This window comes from Rhodococcus sp. Chr-9 (assembly GCF_000801125.1).
GTDB classification, from domain to species: Bacteria; Actinomycetota; Actinomycetes; order Mycobacteriales; family Mycobacteriaceae; genus Rhodococcus; species Rhodococcus pyridinivorans.
Genome location: NZ_JTIZ01000104.1, coordinates 1 through 20,399, shown reverse-complemented (window position 1 = coordinate 20,399; position 20,399 = coordinate 1). Strand labels below are relative to the sequence as shown.

Annotated in this window: 17 protein-coding genes and 4 pseudogenes; 16 read left to right on the top strand and 5 right to left on the bottom strand. The window is 69.4% G+C overall.

Translation table 11 applies throughout. The annotated features are described in order from the left end of the window. Positions 1 to 29 precede the first annotated feature (29 nt). The 6 genes from metH (at position 30) to hisG (ending at position 7,334) form a co-directional block, all read left to right on the top strand. Positions 30 to 3,599 (top strand): methionine synthase, encoded by a 3,570-nt coding sequence (gene metH / locus QR64_RS15545; RefSeq protein WP_024101032.1) that lies wholly within the window; start codon positions 30 to 32, stop codon positions 3,597 to 3,599. Then, on the top strand, positions 3,592 to 4,299 hold the full coding sequence (locus tag QR64_RS15540) for an HAD family hydrolase (RefSeq protein ID WP_039586096.1): 708 nt from the start codon (positions 3,592 to 3,594) through the stop codon (positions 4,297 to 4,299). Before metH ends, QR64_RS15540 begins: the two co-directional genes overlap by 8 nt. Before the next feature lies 1 nt (position 4,300). Continuing rightward, entirely contained in the window at positions 4,301 to 5,161 is an 861-nt protein-coding gene (locus QR64_RS15535) for a rhodanese-related sulfurtransferase (protein WP_039586094.1), read from the top strand. Positions 5,162 to 5,165: 4 nt separating this feature from the next. Continuing rightward, positions 5,166 to 6,053 (top strand): pseudouridine synthase, encoded by an 888-nt coding sequence (locus QR64_RS15530; protein WP_039586093.1) that lies wholly within the window; start codon positions 5,166 to 5,168, stop codon positions 6,051 to 6,053. 40 nt (positions 6,054 to 6,093) lie between these two features. Beyond that, positions 6,094 to 6,375, top strand: a complete 282-nt coding sequence (locus QR64_RS15525; RefSeq protein WP_170318512.1) for a phosphoribosyl-ATP diphosphatase — start codon at positions 6,094 to 6,096, stop codon at positions 6,373 to 6,375. A 95-nt stretch (positions 6,376 to 6,470) separates the two neighbouring features. Beyond that, complete coding sequence (hisG, locus tag QR64_RS15520; RefSeq protein ID WP_006552165.1) at positions 6,471 to 7,334, top strand: ATP phosphoribosyltransferase; 864 nt, start codon at positions 6,471 to 6,473, stop codon at positions 7,332 to 7,334. 41 nt (positions 7,335 to 7,375) lie between these two features. Here the strand turns inward: hisG and QR64_RS15515 are convergent, their stop codons facing one another. Both QR64_RS15515 and QR64_RS15510 read right to left on the bottom strand, forming a co-directional pair. Then, entirely contained in the window at positions 7,376 to 8,215 is an 840-nt protein-coding gene (locus tag QR64_RS15515) for a thioesterase family protein (protein ID WP_019289519.1), read from the bottom strand. Then, the gene (locus tag QR64_RS15510; protein WP_033098346.1) at positions 8,212 to 9,087 is read right to left on the bottom strand and encodes a RecB family exonuclease; all 876 of its coding nucleotides are present in this window, start codon (positions 9,085 to 9,087) and stop codon (positions 8,212 to 8,214) included. The genes QR64_RS15515 and QR64_RS15510 overlap by 4 nt, the downstream gene beginning before the upstream one ends. A gap of 89 nt (positions 9,088 to 9,176) precedes the next feature. Here QR64_RS15510 and QR64_RS15505 point away from each other — a divergent pair, with 89 nt between their 5' ends. Further along, positions 9,177 to 10,028 (top strand): tRNA (adenine-N1)-methyltransferase, encoded by an 852-nt coding sequence (locus QR64_RS15505; protein WP_019289521.1) that lies wholly within the window; start codon positions 9,177 to 9,179, stop codon positions 10,026 to 10,028. A gap of 21 nt (positions 10,029 to 10,049) precedes the next feature. Here QR64_RS15505 and QR64_RS15500 read toward each other — a convergent pair whose 3' ends face one another. Next, positions 10,050 to 10,529, bottom strand: coding sequence for a hypothetical protein (locus tag QR64_RS15500; protein ID WP_006552169.1), 480 nt, complete (start codon positions 10,527 to 10,529; stop codon positions 10,050 to 10,052). A gap of 187 nt (positions 10,530 to 10,716) precedes the next feature. Here QR64_RS15500 and arc point away from each other — a divergent pair, with 187 nt between their 5' ends. From arc to prcA, 6 genes and pseudogenes are all read left to right on the top strand, one after another. Next, on the top strand, positions 10,717 to 12,486 hold the full coding sequence (arc, locus tag QR64_RS15495) for a proteasome ATPase (RefSeq protein WP_024101038.1): 1,770 nt from the start codon (positions 10,717 to 10,719) through the stop codon (positions 12,484 to 12,486). Positions 12,487 to 12,577: 91 nt separating this feature from the next. Next, positions 12,578 to 12,763, top strand: coding sequence for a hypothetical protein (locus tag QR64_RS15490; protein ID WP_039586089.1), 186 nt, complete (start codon positions 12,578 to 12,580; stop codon positions 12,761 to 12,763). 55 nt (positions 12,764 to 12,818) lie between these two features. Beyond that, positions 12,819 to 14,312, top strand: coding sequence for a depupylase/deamidase Dop (gene dop / locus QR64_RS15485; RefSeq protein WP_006552172.1), 1,494 nt, complete (start codon positions 12,819 to 12,821; stop codon positions 14,310 to 14,312). 166 nt (positions 14,313 to 14,478) lie between these two features. Beyond that, a pseudogene (locus QR64_RS25950) lies at positions 14,479 to 14,654 on the top strand (ubiquitin-like protein Pup); the annotation flags it as partial. Between the two features lie 9 nt (positions 14,655 to 14,663). Continuing rightward, entirely contained in the window at positions 14,664 to 15,482 is an 819-nt protein-coding gene (gene prcB / locus QR64_RS15480; RefSeq protein ID WP_152640962.1) for a proteasome subunit beta, read from the top strand. Then, the gene (prcA, locus tag QR64_RS15475) at positions 15,479 to 16,291 is read left to right on the top strand and encodes a proteasome subunit alpha (protein ID WP_039586087.1); all 813 of its coding nucleotides are present in this window, start codon (positions 15,479 to 15,481) and stop codon (positions 16,289 to 16,291) included. The genes prcB and prcA overlap by 4 nt, the downstream gene beginning before the upstream one ends. Here the strand turns inward: prcA and QR64_RS27955 are convergent. After that, positions 16,192 to 16,947: pseudogene (locus tag QR64_RS27955) on the bottom strand (diacylglycerol/lipid kinase family protein); the annotation flags it as partial. The gene prcA and the pseudogene QR64_RS27955 overlap by 100 nt on opposite strands. Position 16,948: 1 nt before the next feature. Further along, a partial coding sequence (locus QR64_RS27950) for a phosphatase PAP2 family protein (RefSeq protein ID WP_318025578.1) occupies positions 16,949 to 17,708 on the bottom strand: 760 nt, incomplete at its 3' end. 31 nt (positions 17,709 to 17,739) lie between these two features. Between QR64_RS27950 and pafA the strand changes: the two are divergent. From pafA to QR64_RS15455, 3 genes and pseudogenes are all read left to right on the top strand, one after another. Beyond that, positions 17,740 to 19,086, top strand: a pseudogene (gene pafA, locus QR64_RS15465) (Pup--protein ligase); the annotation flags it as partial. A 74-nt stretch (positions 19,087 to 19,160) separates the two neighbouring features. Then, positions 19,161 to 20,156 (top strand): helix-turn-helix transcriptional regulator, encoded by a 996-nt coding sequence (locus QR64_RS15460; RefSeq protein WP_006552178.1) that lies wholly within the window; start codon positions 19,161 to 19,163, stop codon positions 20,154 to 20,156. After that, positions 20,153 to 20,399 (top strand): annotated as a pseudogene (locus QR64_RS15455) (protein pafC); the annotation flags it as partial. The gene QR64_RS15460 and the pseudogene QR64_RS15455, both read left to right, overlap by 4 nt.

Genomic DNA, 20,399 nt, shown 5'->3' with positions numbered 1-20,399 from the left:
CGATCCGGGCGCCCACTAGTCTGAAGGGCATGTCCACCCCACTTCATTCTGTCCTGCTCGATGCGCTGAGCCAGCGCGTTGTCATCGGAGACGGGGCGATGGGCACCATGTTGCAGGCCGCGGATCTGTCGCTCGACGACTTCCGCGGTTTGGAGGGGTGCAACGAGATCCTCAACGAATCTCGTCCCGATGTGATCCGGGGGATCCACCGGGCGTACTTCGAGGCCGGCGCCGATGTCGTCTCGACGAACACCTTCGGCTGCAACCTGCCCAACCTCGCCGACTACGACATCGCCGACCGCATCCGTGAGCTGTCCGAGCTCGGTACCCGCCTCGCCCGCGAGGTCGCCGACGAGATGGGTCCCGGCGCCGACGGCATGGCCCGGATGGTGATCGGGTCGATGGGTCCGGGTACGAAGCTGCCCACCCTCGGCCACGCGCCGTTCGCTGCGCTGCGCGACGCCTACGGTGAGGCGGCGCTGGGCATGCTCGACGGTGGTGCCGACGCGATCCTGGTGGAGACCTGTCAGGACCTGTTGCAGGCGAAGGCCGCGATCATCGGTAGCAAGCGGGCGATGGAGCAGGCCGGTCGCCGGATCCCGATCGTTACCCACGTGACAGTGGAGACCACCGGCACGATGCTGCTCGGTTCCGAGATCGGTGCCGCGCTGACCGCCCTCGAGCCGCTCGGCATCGACCTGATCGGGTTGAACTGCGCGACCGGTCCGGCGGAGATGAGCGAGCACCTGCGGTATCTGTCGCAGCACGCGACGATCCCGGTGTCGGTGATGCCGAATGCGGGTCTGCCGGTGCTGGGCGCGAACGGCGCCGAGTACCCGCTGCAGCCGGAGGAGCTCGCCGAGGCCCTGGCAGGTTTCGTCTCCGAGTACGGGTTGACCTTCGTCGGTGGCTGCTGCGGCACCACCCCCGAGCACATCCGGCAGGTTGCGGCGGCGGTGCGGGGGGTGCAGCCGGCGCCGCGCGCCGCGCAGCCGGAGCCGGGTGTGTCGTCGCTGTATACCTCGGTGCCGTTCGAGCAGGACGCGTCGATCCTGATGATCGGTGAGCGGACCAACACGAACGGGTCGAAGGCGTTCCGGGAGGCGATGCTCGCCGCGGACTGGCAGAAGTGCCTGGACATCGCGAAGGATCAGATCCGCGACGGTGCGCACATGCTTGATCTGAACGTCGACTATGTCGGGCGTGACGGGGCGGCGGACATGGCGGAGCTGGCGTCGCGGTTCGCGACGTCGTCGACGTTGCCGATCATGATCGACTCGACGGAGCCGGACGTGATCAAGGCGGGTCTCGAGCATCTCGGTGGTCGGTGTGCGGTGAACTCGGTGAACTACGAGGACGGCGACGGTCCGGGTTCGCGGTTCGAGCGGATCATGGAGCACGTCGTCGAGCACGGCGCGGCGGTGGTCGCGTTGACGATCGACGAGGAGGGCCAGGCCCGCACCGCCGAGCACAAGGTGCGCATCGCCGAGCGGTTGATCGCGGATCTGACCGGTCGGTGGGGGTTGTCGCCGCAGGACATCATCGTCGATGCGTTGACCTTCCCGATCTCGACGGGTCAGGAGGAGGTGCGGCGCGATGCGATCGAGACGATCGAGGCGATCCGCCGCCTCCACGAGGCGCATCCGGAGGTGCACTTCACGCTGGGCATCTCGAATGTGTCGTTCGGTCTGAATCCGGCGGCGCGGCAGGTGTTGAACTCGGTGTTCCTGAACGAGTGCACCGCGGCGGGTCTGGATACGGCGATCGTGCACGCGTCGAAGATTCTGCCGATGGCGCGGATCCCGGAGGAACAGCGGCAGGTCGCGCTGGATCTGGTGTACGACCGGCGCAGCGAGGGTTACGACCCGCTGCAGAAGCTGATGGAGCTGTTCGAGGGGGTGTCGGCGGCGTCGGCACGCGAGTCGCGGGCGCAGGAGCTGGCGGCGTTGCCGCTGTTCGAGCGGCTCGAGCGGCGCATCGTCGACGGCGAGCGCAACGGTCTCGAGGACGATCTGACCGAGGCGATGAGGACCACCCCGCCGCTGGCGATCATCAACGACACGCTGCTGTCGGGCATGAAGACTGTCGGTGAGCTGTTCGGGTCGGGTCAGATGCAGTTGCCGTTCGTGCTGCAGTCCGCCGAAGTGATGAAGACCGCGGTGGCGTTCCTCGAGCCGCACATGGAGTCGACGGGCGACGAGGGCAAGGGCCGGATCGTGCTGGCGACGGTCAAGGGCGATGTGCACGACATCGGCAAGAACCTCGTGGACATCATCCTGTCGAACAACGGCTACGAGGTGGTCAACCTCGGCATCAAGCAGCCGATCGCGACGATCCTCGACGCGGCGGTGGACAAGCGCGCCGATGTGATCGGCATGTCGGGTCTGCTGGTGAAGTCGACGGTGGTGATGAAGGAGAACCTCGAGGAGCTCAACTCCCGCGGGGTCGCGGAGCAGTTCCCGGTGTTGCTCGGTGGTGCGGCGCTGACCCGCAGTTACGTCGAGAACGATCTGGCGGAGGTCTACGAGGGCAAGGTGTCCTACGCGCGCGATGCGTTCGAGGGTCTGTCGCTGATGGACCGGGTCATGGCCGAGAAGCGCGGTGAGGGTCCGGCGCCGGACAGTCCGGAGGCGATCGAGGCCGCCCGCAAGGCCGCCGAGCGCAAGGAGCGGCACGAGCGCAGCAAGCGGATCGCGGAGAAGCGCAAGGCCGCGGAAACGCCGGCGGAGATCCCCGAGCGCAGTGATGTCGCGAAGGATCTGCCGGTGCCGACGCCGCCGTTCTGGGGCACCCGGGTGATCAAGGGCATCCCGCTGGCCGACTATGCGGCGCTGGTCGACGAGCGTGCGCTGTTCCTGGGGCAGTGGGGCCTGCGCGGGCAGCGCGGTGGCGACGGCCCGAGCTACGAGGAGCTCGTGGAGACCGAGGGCCGGCCGCGGTTGCGGTACTGGCTGGACCGGTTGGCGACCGAGGGCATCCTGCAGCACGCGGCGGTGGTGTACGGCTACTTCCCGGCGGTGTCCGAGGGTGACGACGTGGTGGTGCTGACCGAGCCGCGCCCGGATGCTCCCGAGCGTTACCGGTTCACCTTCCCGCGGCAGCAGCGTTCGCGGTTCCTGTGCATCGCCGATTTCGTGCGGTCGCGGGAGGATGCGCTCGCGTCGGGCCAGGTGGATGTGTGGCCGTTCCAGTTGGTGACGATGGGGCAGCCGATCGCGGACTTCGCGAACGAGTTGTTCGCGTCGAATTCGTACCGCGACTATCTCGAGGTGCACGGCATCGGTGTGCAGCTGACCGAGGCGCTGGCCGAGTACTGGCATCGGCGGGTGCGGCAGGAGCTGGCGTTCGCCGAGGGCGGCACGGCCGCGGACGAGGATCCGGAGGAGGTCGCGGAGTACTTCAAGCTTGCCTACCGCGGTGCCCGGTTCGCGTTCGGTTACGGCGCGTGCCCGAATCTCGAGGACCGCATCAAACTGGTCGAGCTGCTCGAACCCGAGCGGATCGGGGTGGAGCTGTCGGAGGAGCTGCAGTTGCATCCCGAGCAGTCCACCGATGCGTTCGTGCTGCACCACCCGGAGGCGAAGTATTTCAATGTCTGATCGGGTGGAGGCGCCGCTCGCGGTGCAGACCGGTGCGCTGCGGGCGGTGCTGTGGGACATGGACGGCACCCTGCTCGAATCGGAACGCTTGTGGGACATCGGGATGCACGAGTTGTCGTTGCATCTCGGTGGGCCGATGAGCGACGAGACCCGCATCTCCACGATCGGGGGGCCGATGGATCTGGCGGTGCTGCGCACCTTCGCCGGGTTGGGTCTGGAACCGACCCCGGACGAGGCGGCGGCTGCGGCGGCGTGGCTGACCGACTACATGGGCCGGTTGTTCGCCGACGGGCTCACGTGGCGGCCCGGCGCGCAGGCCGCGCTGCGCACCGTCCGCGAGGCGGGACTGGGGTCGGTGCTGGTGACCAACACCGAGCGGGCGTTGTGTGAGGTGGCCCTCGCGACCCTGGGCCGTGAGCATTTCGATCATTCGGTGTGTGGCGACGAGGTGCCGGCCGGCAAACCCGATCCGGCGCCCTACCGTCGGGCTGCGGAGTTGCTCGGTCTGGATCCGGCGCAGTGTCTGGCGGTGGAGGATTCTCCGACCGGGGCGGCCGCGGCGGATGCGGCCGGGTGCACGGTGCTGGTGGTGCCGTCACTGGTGGATGTGCCCGGCTCGGAGCGGCGGGTGTTCCGGTCCACGCTCGCGGGGTTGAGCGCCGAGGATCTGCACGAGCTGCACGGTGCGGGGGTGCCCTGAGGTGGCGGTCCCGAAGATCGTGCTGTTCTACAAGTTCACCCCGTTGCCCGACCCGGAGGCGATCCGGTTGTGGCAGCACACCCTCGCGTCGTCGCTGGGGTTGACCGGGCGGATTCTCATCTCGGAGCACGGCATCAACGGCACCGTCGGCGGTGACATCGCCGACGTGAAGAAGTACGTGCGTGGCTTGCGCGGTTATGCGGCCTTCAAGGACACCGATATCAAGTGGTCCGACGGCACCGGCGACGACTTTCCGCGGCTGTCGGTGAAGGTACGTCCGGAGATCGTGACGTTCGGGGTGCCCGACGAGGTGAAGGTCGACGAGAACGGCATCGTCGACGGCGGCACCCATCTGTCGCCGCACGGCGTGCACGAGCTGGTCGCCGAGCGCGGCGACGAGGTGGTGTTCTTCGACGGCCGCAACCGCTTCGAGGCGCAGATCGGCCGGTTCCGGGATGCGATCGTGCCGGATGTCGCCACGACCCGCGATTTCGTCGCCGAGCTCGACAGCGGACGCTACGACCATCTCAAGAACCGCCCGGTGGTCACCTACTGCACCGGTGGGGTGCGCTGTGAGGTGCTGTCGGCGTTGATGCGCAATCGCGGGTTCGAAGAGGTCTACCAGCTCGACGGTGGCATCGTCCGCTACGGCGAGACCTTCGGAGACGAGGGCCTGTGGGAGGGTTCGCTGTACGTCTTCGACGGGCGGATGAACGTCGAGTTCAGCGCCGAGGCGCCGGTGATCGGCCGCTGCACCCTGTGCGGGACGCCGACCTCGCGGTACCGGAATCATCCGGATCTCCACGGCCGGAAGTTGACTCTGGTGTGCGAGGGCTGCGTCCCGGACCTCGTGGAGGCGTAGACCGGTGCGTGCTGCACCGCTGCCGGTGCGCGACGGGCTCGGCCCCGACCGCATCCGGATGCCCGCCGATGCCGACGCGGCCACGATCGTCGAGTTCCTGCAGGCCGGCCACCCCGAGGAGGACTGGGCGGCGCACATGGGGGCGGGAGAGTTGGTCGACGAGCACGGCCGCCGCGTCGATGCGTGCACGCCGTATCAGCCGACGCGGTTCGTGTACTTCTACCGCGATCCGCCGCCGGAGGTGCCGGTGCCGTTCCCGGTGCGCGTGTTGCATCGGGAGGACGGTCTCGTGGTGGTGGACAAGCCGCATTTCCTGGCGACGATCCCGCGCGGAGCGCACATCCGCGAGTCGGTGGTGGTGCGGTTGCGGCGCGAGCTGGAGTTGCCGCATCTGGTGCCGGTGCACCGGCTCGACCGGATGACCGCCGGGGTGCTGCTGTGCACGACGGATCCGGCATGGCGGCGGCCCTATCAGGAGCTGTTCGAGCGTCAGCGGGTGCGCAAGGTGTACGAGGCGGTCGCCGGTTATCGGTCCGACCTGTCGTTCCCGCAGGTGGTGCGCACGCGGATCGTCAAGCGGCACGGGGAGCCGACGGCCGAGCAGTTCGCCGACGAACCGAATTCGGAGACGCGCATCGAGCTGGTCGAGCGGCGTGGGGAGCTGGCCCGTTACCGGTTGTTCCCGCGCACCGGTCGCACCCACCAGCTGCGGCTGCATCTGGCGTCGTTGGGGGTGCCGATCGTGGGGGACAACTTCTATCCGTGGTTCCGGCGGCGCGCCGCGGACGATTTCACCGATCCGCTGCGGTTGCTGGCGCGGTCGCTGGAGTTCACCGATCCGATCAGCGGGGTGGAGCGGCGGTTCGTCAGCGGGCGGGAACTCGAGTTCTGAGCGAGGGTCGGTGTCCTGGCTGTGGGGCCGGTGGCGGGGCATGAAACAATCGACCCCTGTGAAGACCTTCGATTCCCTGTTCGCCGAGCTGTCCGAACGCGCCGCGACCCGCCCCGAGGGCTCCGGCACCGTCGCCGCCCTGGACGCCGGCGTGCATTTCCAGGGCAAGAAGGTACTCGAAGAGGCCGGTGAGGTGTGGATCGCCGCCGAGTACCAGTCCGACGAGGAACTGTCCGAGGAGATTTCGCAGCTGCTGTACTGGGTGCAGGTGCTGATGGTGGGGCGGGGTCTGAAGCTCGAGGACGTCTACAAGCATCTGTGACGGCCGGTGGCCCGCTGTGCCGGTGCCGCCGTCCGTGCCCCCCCTGTAGATCCCTTCCTCGCTTCTGCTCGTCGTTCGAAAGGACCCAATCCGTCATGCTGCGCGTCGCAGTCCCCAACAAAGGTTCGCTGTCCGAGTCCGCCGCCGAGATCCTGCAGGAGGCCGGCTACCGTCGGCGCACCGACTCGCGGGATCTGACGGTCATCGACCCGGTCAACGACGTCGAGTTCTTCTTCCTGCGGCCGAAGGACATCGCGATCTACGTCGGTTCCGGCGAGCTGGATCTGGGGATCACCGGCCGCGACCTGGCGATGGATTCGGGGGCTCCGGTCACCGAGCGGTTGTCGCTGGGCTTCGGGTCCTCGCGTTTCCGGTACGCCGCGCCGAAGGGCCGCGACTGGTCGGTCGAGGATCTGCAGGGTCTGCGCATCGCCACCTCGTACGCGAATCTGGTGCGTCGTGATCTCGCCGCCCGCGGCATCGAGGCCGAGGTGATCCGGCTCGACGGTGCGGTGGAGATCTCCATCCAGCTCGGGGTCGCCGACGCGATCGCCGATGTGGTCGGCTCGGGCCGGACGTTGCGGCAGCACGATCTCGTCGCCTTCGGCGAGTCGTTGTGCGATTCGGAGGGTGTGCTGATCGAGCGGGAGGATTCGGATCGCTCGGATCGGGCCCGCAACCAGCTGATCGCCCGTCTCGAGGGTGTGGTCTTCGCGCAGCAGTACGTGATGATCGATTACGACTGCCCGAAGCACCTGCTCGAGCAGGCCGTGCAGGTCACGCCCGGTCTCGAGTCGCCGACGATCTCGCCGTTGGCGAACGAGAATTCGGTGGCGGTGCGGGCGATGGTGCCGCGCAAGGGCCACAACGCGGTGATGGACCGGCTCGCCGAGATCGGTGCCCGCGCGATCCTCGCGTCGAACATCCGCTCGTGCCGGGCGATGCGCGCCCCCGAATAGACGCGCACCGATCCCGACATCTTCCGGTGCGGTCCCGCTGATCAGCGGGACCGCACCTGCACGTTCTGGGCGATGCGGCCGAGCGCGCCGGTCTCGTCGTAGAGCAGACCGGCGGTCATGCCGACCCCGTCGGGTCCGACGGACATCTCCGCGGCGATCCCCACCCAGTCCTGTTCGCGGAACTCGGGGGCGCGGAACAGGTGCACGGTCAGTTCGGTGTTGAGGAAGGTGTACTCGCGGGGGTCGAGTTTGGATCCGACACCGTTGGCGACGTCGGCGACGCTCATCAACCGGTCGAGCCCGCTGGGGGTTTCGCCTTCCACGAGGGCGATCTCGCTGCGCACCCACGCCGACGACAGGCCGGGAGCGCCGAAGGGGACGATGATGCGCCATTCGACGGTGTCGATGTAGCCGCCCTTCCAGAAGACGTGCGGGGCGGTGGCTTCGAAGTGGTCGGGGGCGGGCAGCGGGGTTTCGGAGGTCCGCGCGACCTGCGGCAGGTCGATGGTTTCGAGGCGCCAGCCGGTGCCGCGCGCCACCGGGCGGTCGGTGCCGTCGGGGGCGGTGGTCCACAATTCGGCGACGACCAGTTCGATGCGGCGACCGGGTCGTTCGATGTGGGTGCGCACCTCGAGGTCGGTGAGGGGGACGGGGCCGAGCAGTTCGACGGTGAGCCGGCTCAGGCGGGTGTCGGGGCGGGGCCGGTGCCGGTCGATGGCGCGGGCGAGCAGCGCCGAGGGTGGGGCGCCGTGCTGCAGGTGCGGTCCCCAGGTGCTGACGGTGTGTTCGGTGGGGCGGAACACCGCGATCTCGACGTCGTCGACCGGGCCGGTGGGGGTGGTCGGCCGGGGGACCGGCACGTAGTAGGCGGCGTCGCTCACTCGGGATTCTCCTGCTGCTCGATGCGGTGGGGCGCGCCCGGTGTCGATTGCGTCGCAACGCCGTCGGCGGGATACGGCGGTGGGGTACCGCCGAACGCCGGGCACAATGCCCGATGATCGCACCACCGGCAGCCGGGACCGGGATTGGGGCGGAAGTCGCCGCTGGCGCGCAACTGCCGGATCGTCGCCCACATCGCCCGCACGATCCGTTCGAAGCGACGCAGTTCCTCGGGGTCGGGCCGGTAGTGCAGCACCTGACCGTCGCCGAGATACAGCAGCCGCAGCGAGGCCGGGACGATGCCGCGTTGCCGCCACACGATCAGCGCGTAGAACTTCAGCTGGAACAGCGCCGCCCGCTCGCCGCGCGGGGACGGGGCGCGGCCGGTCTTGTAGTCGACGACATGCACCGCACCGGTGGCGTCGACATCGAGGCGGTCGATGATGCCGCGCAGCGGGACGTCGCCGTCGAGGGTGGTCTCCACCCGCAGTTCGCAGCCGTCGGCGGTGACCGCGGTGGGGTCCTCGACGGTGAAGTAGGTGTCCAGCAGCGCAGCGGCCTCGGCGAGGAACCCCGCGTCGTCGGTGTCCACGCCCAGATCGGGGGTGGCGGCGAGGACCCGGGCCAGGGCGTCGGGCAGCAGGGTCTGCGCGGCGGTGGCGGTGCGGGCCGGTCCGTCGAGGCCGAACAACGCTTCGAGGGCGGCGTGCACGACGGTGCCGCGTGCCTGGGCGCGGGTCGGGGGTGCGGTGAGCCGGTCGACCGCCTTGAAGCGGTAGAGCAGCGGGCAGCGGGTGAAGTCGGCGGCCCGGGAGGGGGACAGGGCGACCGGCCGCGTCGTGTCGGTGGGGGGTGTGGGCGCAGCTGTGGTCACACCTGGCAGGCTAGGACGCGGGTCCGACACGGTGCCGGACCCGCGTGCCCGATCCCGGGTGCGGGGCTGGAACGAAGGTGGACACGGCGATGGCAGTAGGCGGACTCGGGCGCAGCGGACCCTTCCAGGTGGGGGACCGGGTGCAGTTGACCGACGCCAAGGGCCGCAAGTACACCGTGGTGCTCGAACCGGGCAAGGAGTTCCACACCCATCGCGGCGGGATCCTGCACGACGATCTGATCGGCACCGACGAGGGTGTGGTGGTCACCTCCACCAACGGCACCCCCTATCTGGCGTTGCGTCCGCTGCTCGTCGACTATGTGATGTCGATGCCGCGCGGTGCGCAGGTGATCTACCCGAAGGACGCTGCGCAGATCGTGCAGGAGGGCGACATCTTTCCCGGCGCGACGGTGCTCGAGGCCGGCGCCGGTTCCGGCGCGCTGACGTGTTCGCTGCTGCGCGCCGTCGGCGAGAGCGGCCGGGTGATCTCCTACGAGGTGCGCGAGGACCATCTCGAATACGCCGAGCGCAATGTCGACACCTTCTTCGGGCAGCGCCCGGCGAACTGGACGACGGTGCTCGGGGATCTGGCGGACTACGACGTCGAGAAGTACGGCCGCGTCGACCGGGTGGTGCTGGACATGCTCGCCCCCTGGGATGTGCTCGAGACGGTGAAGAAGGCGCTGGTGCCCGGCGGGGTGCTCATCGTCTATGTGGCGACGACGACGCAGCTGTCGCGGGTGGTCGAGGCGATGCGGGAGCAGACCTGCTGGACCGAGCCGCGTTCGTGGGAGTCGATGGTGCGCGGCTGGCACGTGGTGGGGCTGGCGGTGCGGCCGGAGCATCGGATGCAGGGGCACACGGCGTTCCTGGTCAGTGCCCGGCGCCTGCAGGACGGGGTGGAGACCCCGAAGCCGCAGCGCCGGCCCAGCAAGGGCTGAGCCGACGCCGACCCGCAGGGGTTATTCGCAGCTGAGCGTGCCCGCGGCCAGGATCGAGCAGGCGCTCTCGTCGGCGATGACCCAGGTGCCGTCGATCTGCTCGAAGGTCAGCGGCATCGGGGCGCCGCCGTGCGGGCCGGCGACCTCGGTGGTCGCGGTGACGGTGTCGGCGTCGACCGTGGTGATCTCGCCGACGGTGCCGGTGAGCGGGTAGCCGGCGAGCACACCGGTGAACTGATCGAGCACGGCGGTGCGCGCGGCGCCGTTCTCCACGACCGCGGCACGGTCCTCGGTGGTGGCGGCCGGGTCGAAGAACACGTCGATCTGTTCCTGCAGTTGCTCGACGGTGACCGCGGCGGTCACGGTGGTGCTGGTGGTCGTCGTGGCGCTGGTCGTGGCAGCGGTGTCGTCGCCGGCGTCGTCGGAGCTGCAGCCGGTCAGGGCGGTGAGGGCGGCGATCGCGGTGGCGGCGCAGAGTGTGCGAACTGGACGTGGGGTCACGGAGGAGTACCTTTCGAGAGAAACGGTCGACGCACGATATTTAGGGGAGCCTAACAGCGTGCCGGAGGTGCGGCGCCATGGCGCGCCCCACGCGCGACACATGTTCGGAACACGACTGTTTCGTGTCCTCCCCCATGTGGGGCGATGTCCCGGTAGCGTGGAATGACCGACAGTGGAGGGAGTCGCTATGAGCTCGTCAGAGAAGCCGGATGCGGTTGCGGCGGCACGCGAAATCGAAGAGTTGCGCGCAGAGGTGGCGACCTTGCGTCGTCGGCTCGGCGAACCGTCCGATCAGGTACGCGATCTCGAAGCCCGGCTCGAGTCCCTCACGGTCCGCAACGGCAAACTGCTCGAGACCCTCAAGGATGCGCGCCAGCAGCTGATCACGCTGCGCGAGGAGGTCGACCGGCTGGCCCAGCCGCCGAGCGGCTACGGGGTGCTGCTCGAGACGTTCGACGATCAGACCGTCGACGTGTTCACCTCGGGCCGCAAGATGCGGGTCGCGGTGTCCCCGAATCTCGAACTCGACACCTTCCGGCCCGGTCAGACGGTGCGGCTGAACGAGGCGTTGACCGTCGTGGAGGTCGGTGGTTTCGAACGCGTCGGCGAGATCACCACCCTGCGGGAGGTGCTCGACGACGGCACCCGCGCGCTGGTGGTCGGGCACGCCGACGAGGAACGCATCGTGTGGCTGGCCGCCCCGCTCGCCGCGGCCGCCGCCGACGACAAGACCGATCTGCTCGTCGACGACGAGAACTCGTTCACGCTGCGCCCCGGTGATTCGTTGCTGGTCGACAGCAAGGCCGGCTACGCCTTCGAACGGATCCCCAAGGCCGAGGTCGAGGATCTCGTGCTCGAGGAGGTCCCGGACGTCGGCTACAGCGACATCGGCGGTCTGGGCCGGCAGATCGAGCAGATCCGCGACGCGGTGGAGCTGCCCTTCCTGCACAAGGACCTGTTCCGCGAGTACTCGCTGCGCCCGCCGAAGGGTGTGCTGCTGTACGGCCCGCCCGGTTGCGGTAAGACCCTGATCGCGAAGGCGGTCGCGAACTCGCTGGCGAAGAAGATCGCCGAGGCCCGCGGGGACGATTCGAAGGAAGCGAAGTCGTTCTTCCTGAACATCAAGGGCCCGGAGCTGCTGAACAAGTTCGTCGGTGAGACCGAACGGCACATCCGGTTGATCTTCCAGCGGGCCCGGGAGAAGGCGTCCGAGGGCACCCCGGTGATCGTGTTCTTCGACGAGATGGATTCGATCTTCCGCACCCGCGGTTCCGGTGTGTCCTCCGATGTGGAGACCACGGTGGTGCCGCAGCTGCTCGCCGAGATCGACGGTGTCGAAGGGCTCGAGAACGTCATCGTCATCGGCGCGTCGAACCGTGAGGACATGATCGACCCGGCGATCCTGCGGCCCGGCCGCCTCGACGTGAAGATCAAGATCGAGCGTCCGGACGCGGAGGCCGCGCAGGACATCTTCTCGAAGTACCTGACCGAGAGCCTGCCGGTGCACGCCGACGATCTCGCCGAGTTCGGCGGCGATCGGGTCGCGTGCGTGCGGGCGATGATCGAGCGGGTCGTCGAGCGGATGTACGCCGAGTCCGAGGACAACCGTTTCCTCGAGGTCACCTACGCCAACGGCGACAAGGAGGTCCTGTACTTCAAGGACTTCAACTCCGGCGCGATGATCCAGAACATCGTCGACCGGGCGAAGAAGTATGCGATCAAGTCGGTGCTCGAGACCGGGGCGCCCGGTCTGCGGGTGCAGCACCTGCTCGATTCGATCGTCGACGAGTTCGCCGAGAACGAGGACCTGCCCAACACCACGAATCCGGACGACTGGGCCCGGATCTCGGGGAAGAAGGGCGAGCGGATCGTGTACATCCGCACCCTGGTCACCGGCAAGAACGCCAGCGCGAGCCGCGCGATCGACACCGAGTCGAACACCGGCCAGTACCTGTAGGAATCGACCCGCGACAATCGATCCGCGACGGCCGGGCCTTCCCTCCTCCGGAAGGTCCGGCCGTCGCGGCCTATCCAGGGGGAGACCGACCGTGCCGTTGCCGCGCACCCTGGCCCGGTTCGACAAGATCGTCACCAACCGGGTCACCACCCCGTTCGCGCAGCTGCTGCCGGGCACCGCGGTGGTCGAGCATCGCGGGCGCCGCTCGGGCCGGGTGGCGCTGCAGGCGATCGGGGCGCACGGCTATCTGGACTGCACCCCGCAGCCGCACCGCTGACCGGTGGCGGGGCTGGTCACGACCGTGAGCGTCCGGATCGCCTAGGCTCGAGGGCATGCAGCGGATCATCGGTATCGAGGTCGAGTACGGGATCTCCTCACCCAACGAGCCATCGGCGAACCCGATCCTGACCTCCACGCAGGCGGTGCTGGCCTACGCGGCCGCCGAAGGGGTGCCGCGCGCCCGCCGCACCCGCTGGGACTACGAGGTCGAATCGCCCCTGCGCGACGCGCGGGGCTTCGATCTGGGGCGGTTCAACGGCCCGGCCCCGGTCATCGACGCCGACGAGGTCGGTGCCGCGAACATGATCCTCACCAACGGGGCGCGCCTGTACGTCGACCACGCCCACCCCGAATACTCCGCCCCGGAGGTCGCCGACCCCCTCGACGCGGTGATCTGGGACAAGGCCGGGGAACGGGTGATGGAGGCCGCCGCCCGGCACGCGTCGAGTGTGCCCGGCGCGCCGCGACTGCAGCTGTACAAGAACAATGTCGACGGCAAGGGCGCCTCCTACGGCACCCACGAGAACTACCTGATGGACCGGGAGACCCCGTTCTCCGCGGTGGTCGCGGGCCTGACCCCGTTCTTCGTCTCCCGGCAGGTCATCACCGGCTCCGGCCGGGTCGGGATCGGCCAGTCCGGTGACGAGCCCGGTTTCCAGCTCTCGCAGCGCGCCGACTACATCGAGGTCGAGGTCGGTCTCGAGACCACCCTCAAGCGCGGCATCATCAACACCCGCGACGAGCCGCACGCCGACGCCGACAAGTACCGGCGCCTGCACGTGATCATCGGCGATGCGAATCTGGCGGAGATGTCCACCTACCTCAAGGTCGGCACCACCGCGCTGGTGCTCGACCTGATCGAGGCCGGCATCGACCTGTCGGATCTGCAGCTCGCCCGCCCGGTCACCGCGGTGCACCACATCAGCCACGACCCGTCGCTGCGCAAGACCGTCGCGCTCGCCGACGGCCGGGAGCTGACAGGTCTGGCGCTGCAGCGGATCTACCACGAGCGGGTCGCGAAGTTCCACGATGGCACCGAGGACAAGCGGATCCTCGACATCCTCGACAAGTGGGCGATGGTGCTCGATCTGCTCGAACGCGACCCGATGGAATGCGCCGACCTGCTGGACTGGCCCGCGAAGCTGCGGCTGCTCGAGGGCTTCCGCAACCGCGAGGGACTGTCCTGGTCGGCGCCGCGCCTGCACATGGTCGACCTGCAGTACTCGGATGTGCGCCTGGACAAGGGCCTGTACAACCGCCTCGTGGCCCGCGGGTCGATGCAGCGGCTGGTGTCCGAGCAGCAGGTCCTCGATGCGGTGCACACCCCGCCGTCGGACACCCGCGCCTACTTCCGCGGTGAGTGCCTGCGCCGTTTCGGTGCCGATATCGCGGCGGCGAGCTGGGATTCGGTGATCTTCGATCTCGGTCGCGAATCGTTGGTGCGCATCCCGACGCTCGAGCCGCTGCGTGGCAGCCGCGCGCATGTCGGGGAGCTGCTCGAGACTGCGCAGTCGGCGGCGGAACTGGTCGATCAGCTCACTCACTGACCACCCCTCCCGGCGGAGGGCGGTGGCCGGATCACAGGCCGCGAGTACGCGTGTCGCCACCGGTGGACCGGTTCGCTGGGTAGGGTAGGAGTTCGAAGCAGCGGTGACCACACCGATCGTCGACCGGTGACGGTTCCGCGCCGAGTACAGGAGGAGGTCGGCGGCTATGGCACAGGAGCAGACCACACGCGGTGGCGGCGGAGACGACGACGAGGTCGTCGGTGACGGCGGTGCCGGTCAGGAGCGTCGCGAGAAGCTCGCCTCGGACACCGACGATCTTCTCGACGAGATCGACGACGTGCTCGAGGAGAACGCAGAGGACTTCGTGCGGGCATATGTGCANACCGCGAGGTGCAGCCGAAGCTGCACCTCGCGTCGCCCTTGTCGTCGTTCTCCGACCACCTGCGGATGCACGCCCCGGAGATGCTGCCGGAGAACCGGTTCCGATTCGAACGAGGTGACCACGTGGACCTCGCCCCGCACGGCACCACCATCGTGGCGCTGACCTTCGACGGGGGTGTGCTCATCGCCGGCGACCGGCGCGCGACCATGGGTAACCTGATCGCCTCCCGCGATGTCGACAAGGTGTTCATCACCGACAACTATTCGGCGGCCGGCATCGCCGGCACCGCGGGTCTGGCGATCGAGCTCGTGCGACTGTTCGCGGTCGAACTCGAGCACTACGAGAAGATCGAAGGTGTGCCGCTGACCTTCGACGGCAAGGCCAATCGGCTCTCGTCGATGGTGCGCGGCAATCTCGGTGCGGCCATGCAGGGCTTGGCCGTGGTGCCGTTGCTGGTCGGTTTCGACCTCGACGCGTCCGATGCGCACCGCGCCGGGCGGATCGTGTCCTACGACGTGGTCGGGGGCCGCTACGAGGAACGCGCCGGCTACCACGCGGTCGGCTCCGGATCGTTGTTCGCCCGCTCGTCGCTCAAGAAGCTCTACCGCGCCGATGCCGACGAGCAGAGCGCGCTGCGCAGCGCCGTCGAGGCGCTGTACGACGCGGCCGACGATGACACCGCCACCGGTGGTCCCGACACCACCCGCGGGATCTACCCGACGGCGGTGGTGATCACCGCGGCCGGGGCCGTGGCCGTCGCGGAGGAAACCCTGTCCGAGCTGGCCCGCACCATCGTGGCCGACCGCACCGCAGGAGATGCCCGGTGACACTTCCGTACTATGCGTCCGCCGAGCAGATCATGCGCGATCGCTCGGAGCTGGCCCGTAAGGGCATCGCCCGCGGCCGGTCGGTGATCGCGTTGACCTACGCCGGCGGTGTGCTGCTGGTGGCGGAGAATCCGTCGAAGGCGCTGCACAAGATCAGCGAACTGTACGACCGGGTCGGTTTCGCGGCCGTCGGCAAGTACAACGAGTTCGAGAATCTGCGGCGCGCCGGGATCATGCACGCCGACATGCGCGGCTACTCCTACGACCGGCGGGACGTGACCGGGCGGGCACTGGCGAACGCCTACGCGCAGACCCTCGGCACCATCTTCACCGAGCAGCCCAAGCCGTACGAGGTGGAGATCTGCGTCGCCGAGGTCGGGCGCGCCGACACCGACGACGGCCCGCAGCTGTACCGCATCACCTACGACGGCTCGATCGTCGACGAACCGCAGTTCGTGGTGATGGGCGGCAACACCGAACCGATCATCACCGCGCTGCGCTCGTCGTACAAGCCGGGTCTGCCGCTCGACGAGGCGGTCGCCGTGGCGGTGACCGCGCTGCAGCAGCCCGCCACCGCCGATGCGGCGCCGCGGGTGCTCGGCCGCGGGGAACTCGAGGTCGCGGTGCTCGAGAAGCAGCGGCCGCGCCGCGCCTTCCGGCGTATCTCGGGGGCGGCGCTCGACGCGCTGCTGCCCAGCACCGGGTCCGCTCAGGCGGCGCCGTCGGAGACGCCCGCCGATCCGGCCCCCGAATCGGGGTCCGACACCGCGACCGGCTCGGAGACCGGGTCCGGTCCCGACGCGGGCTGATCCACCGCGAGCCGATAGACCGTCAACGCCGACGGCACCACCTCGAAGTCGAAACCGGTGCCGTCGGCGAGGACCTCCCCGTCGGTGGCCAACGCCACCGGATCCCCGATGACCTCCACCGCCAGGCCCGGGATGTGCCGCTGCCGATACATCGGTGACGCGCCGAGGGTGCCGGTCGCCGCAGCGAGGAGCAGACGCAGCCGCGAGAACCGACTCTCGGCCGGCAGATACCGCACGTCGAGGGTGCCCGGATCCAGATGCGCCCGGGACATCGGCACCTGATCTGCCGGGGTGTAGCGGCCGTTGCCGACGAACAGCAACCACACCGCCCGCCCCGCCCCGTCGATCTGCACCGGCATCGGGCTCGCCGTGCGCAGCACCGCGAGCATCGCCAACCCCGCCGCCGGCCACTTGCCGATCCGCGGTTCCCAGTGCTGCCGCAACCGCACCGCATCCGGATAGCCGCCCAAGCTGGCGGTGTTGACGAACCGCCGCACCGTGCGCCCGTCCGGCCCGGTCACCGTCACCTGCCCGAGCCCGACGGCCACCGCCTGCCCGGCGGTGACCGCCCGCACCGTCTCCTCCAGATCCACCACGCCGAGGTCGAGCGCGAAATGGTTGAGGGTGCCGCCGGGGAACACCGCCACCGGCAGCCGNGCAGACGTTCCGACTGCTCCGCCGGATCGCGGTCGGGATCCAGATCGACGCGACGCACCCCCGGTAGCGCGGCGGTGACCCGCGCGGCGATCTCCTCGGCGGTCCCGGCATCGCGGTTGACCACCAGCAGCATTCCGTCGCCGCCGGGCAGGGCGGGCGCGGCCGCCGCGACCTGCACGGTCGCCGGTTCGCGGCTGCGCACCGCCCACCAGCGGCGCGTCGACCACGCCACCGTCGCCCCGACCGCGGCGCCGACGACGACGTCGCCGGGCCAGTGCACGCCGGTGTGCACCCGCGAATAGGCCACCGCCGCGGCCAGCGGCGCCAGAACCGCCCCAGCCGCAGGGGATTCGAGCACCACCCCGGTCGCGAACGCCGCCGCCGACGCGGCGTGCCCGGACGGGAACGACGACGAGCGGGGGATCGGCACCGTGCGGCGCCGAAACTTCGGGTCGGTGCGCGCCGGGGGCCGGCGGCGCGGCAACAGCGGTTTGAGCAGCCCGTTGGTCAAGGCGCTGGCCCCGGCCACCGACAGCAGACCCCGCACCGCCCCGCGGCGGGCGTGACCGCCGGCGGTGGCGCACACCGCGGCGCACGCCACCCACAGCACACTGTGGTTGGCGGCGCGTCCGAGATCGCGCAGCAGCGGGTCGGCGGGGGACGCGCGCAGCGCCCCGGAGCGCTCGAACAGGGCCCGGTCGGCGGTGCGGTAACGCTCGGGAACGATCACACCTCGACCGTAGATGTCGTTGCGACCCATGGGGGTCGGGTTCGCGCGGTACTGTCGAGGTGTGCAGCGACGAATCATGGGTATCGAGACGGAGTTCGGCGTCACGTGTACCTTCCACGGGCATCGTCGGTTGAGCCCCGACGAGGTGGCCCGCTATCTGTTCCGCCGGGTGGTGTCCTGGGGGCGTAGTTCGAACGTCTTCCTGCGGAACGGGGCGCGACTGTATCTCGATGTCGGCTCGCACCCCGAGTACGCCACCGCCGAGTGCGACGACCTGCTCCAGCTCGTCGAGCACGACCATGCCGGTGAGCGGGTCCTCGAGGAACTGCTCATCGACGCCGAGCAGCGTCTCGCCGAGGAAGGCATCGGCGGCGACATCTTCCTGTTCAAGAACAACACCGACTCGGCGGGCAACTCCTACGGCTGCCACGAGAACTATCTCGTCGCCCGCGTCGGCGAGTTCTCCCGCATCTCCGATGTGCTGCTGCCCTTCCTGGTGACCCGCCAGCTGATCTGCGGCGCCGGGAAGGTGCTGCAGACCCCCAAGGCCGCTACCTTCTGCCTGTCGCAACGCGCCGAGCACATCTGGGAGGGCGTCTCGTCGGCGACCACCCGGTCGCGGCCGATCATCAACACCCGCGACGAGCCGCACGCCGACGCCGAGAAGTACCGGCGCCTGCACGTGATCGTCGGGGACTCGAACATGTCCGAGACCACCACCATGCTCAAGGTGGGGTCGGCGGCGCTGGTGCTCGAGATGATCGAGGCCGGGGTGCCGTTCCGGGACTTCGCGCTCGACAACCCGATCCGCGCCATCCGCGAGGTCTCCCACGACCTGACGGGCCGGCGCCCGGTGCGCCTGGCCGGCGGCCGGCAGGCCAGCGCCCTGGACATCCAGCGCGAATACCACGCGCGGGCGGTGGAATATCTGCACCAGCGCGAACCCGACCCGCACGTCGCGCAGGTGGTGGACCTGTGGGGCCGCGTCCTCGACGCCGTCGAATCGCAGGACTTCGCGAAGGTCGACACCGAGATCGACTGGGTGATCAAGCGCAAGCTGTTCCAGCGCTACCAGGACCGCTACAACATGGAGCTGTCCGACCCGAAGATCGCCCAGCTCGACCTGGCCTATCACGACATCAAACGCGGACGCGGTGTGTTCGACCTGCTGCAACGCAAGGGACTGGCGGCGCGGGCCACCGACGACGAGTCCGTCGACGCCGCGGTGAACACCCCGCCGCAGACCACCCGCGCGAAGCTGCGCGGTGATTTCATCGCCGCCGCGCAGGCCGCGGGCCGCGATTTCACCGTCGACTGGGTGCATCTGAAGCTCAACGACCAGGCGCAGCGCACCGTGTTGTGCAAGGACCCGTTCCGGTCCGTGGACGAACGCGTCGAACGGCTCATCNGGAGCGGACCGTCCGGTCCGCTCCGATGGACGGTGATGCGGTGCCGGCGGCGCGCGGGCACTAGGGTTGGCGCGTGGCGATCTCGAAAGTCGAACGGCTGGTGAACCTGGTCATCGCGCTGCTGTCCACCCGACAGTTCGTGACCGCGGAGAAGATCCGTGCCTCGGTGGCCGGCTACTCCGAATGCGCGAGCGACGAGGCGTTCAGCCGCATGTTCGAGCGGGACAAGAACGAACTGCGCGATCTCGGGGTGCCCCTCGAGACGGGCCGGCCGTCGCGGTCGTCGACGGTGGAGGGCTACCGCATCAACCGCGACGCATACGAACTGCCCGAGATCGACCTCACCCGCGAGGAGACCGCCGCCGTGGCCGTCGCCGCCGCGCTGTGGGAATCGCCGGAGCTGACCGCCGCGGCGCAGGGTGCGGTGCTCAAGCTGCGCGCCGCCGGGATCCGTGTCGACTCCGACGGCGGGGAGGTCGTCGCGCCGCTGCCGCCGCGCGCCCGCGGTTCCGAACCCGCGTTGACGGCGTTGCTCGCCGCGATCGACGCGCGCCGCGCGGTGCGGTTCACCCACCGCAGTTCCCCCACCGAGCCGTGGTCGACGCGCACCGTCGAACCGTGGGGTGTGGTCACCGTGCACGGCCGCTGGTATCTCGTCGGCCACGACCGCGACCGCGACGCCGTGCGCACCTTCCGGCTCTCGCGCATCGGCGACGAGATCACCGCGATCGGCCCAGAGGGGGCGGTGCAGATCCCGGAGGGCGTGGATCTGCGGGGGCGGGTGCTCGCCGCGACCTCCCCGGCGGAGGTCAGCGGATCGGCACGCCTGTGGGTGGCCGATGGACGCGCGTGGGAGCTACGCCGGCTCGGACGGACCGGCGCGGCACGGCGGATCGGAGACCGCGACGGGGTGGAACTCGAGGTGCCGGTGCGCTCGTGGGAATGGATCGCCCGGATCGTCGCCGGGCAGGGCGCGGACGCGTTGGTGCTCGACCCACCGGAGTTACGGGCCGAGGTGCACCGCATCCTCGAACAGGCGGTCACGGATGCGGGGGAGGAGGAGCGATGAGCACACGACTGTCGGCGCGACTGGGACGACTGCTCAATCTCGTGCCCTACTTCCTGGCGCACCCGGGGATCAGCGCGGCCGAGGCCGCCCGCGATCTCGGGGTCACGCCCAAGCAGGTGATGGACGATCTGAACCAGCTGTGGGTGTGCGGCCTGCCCGGCTACGGACCCGGTGATCTGATCGACCTGTCGTTCTCCGAGGACAGCATCGTGGTGACCTTCACCGCCGGCATCGAACGACCCC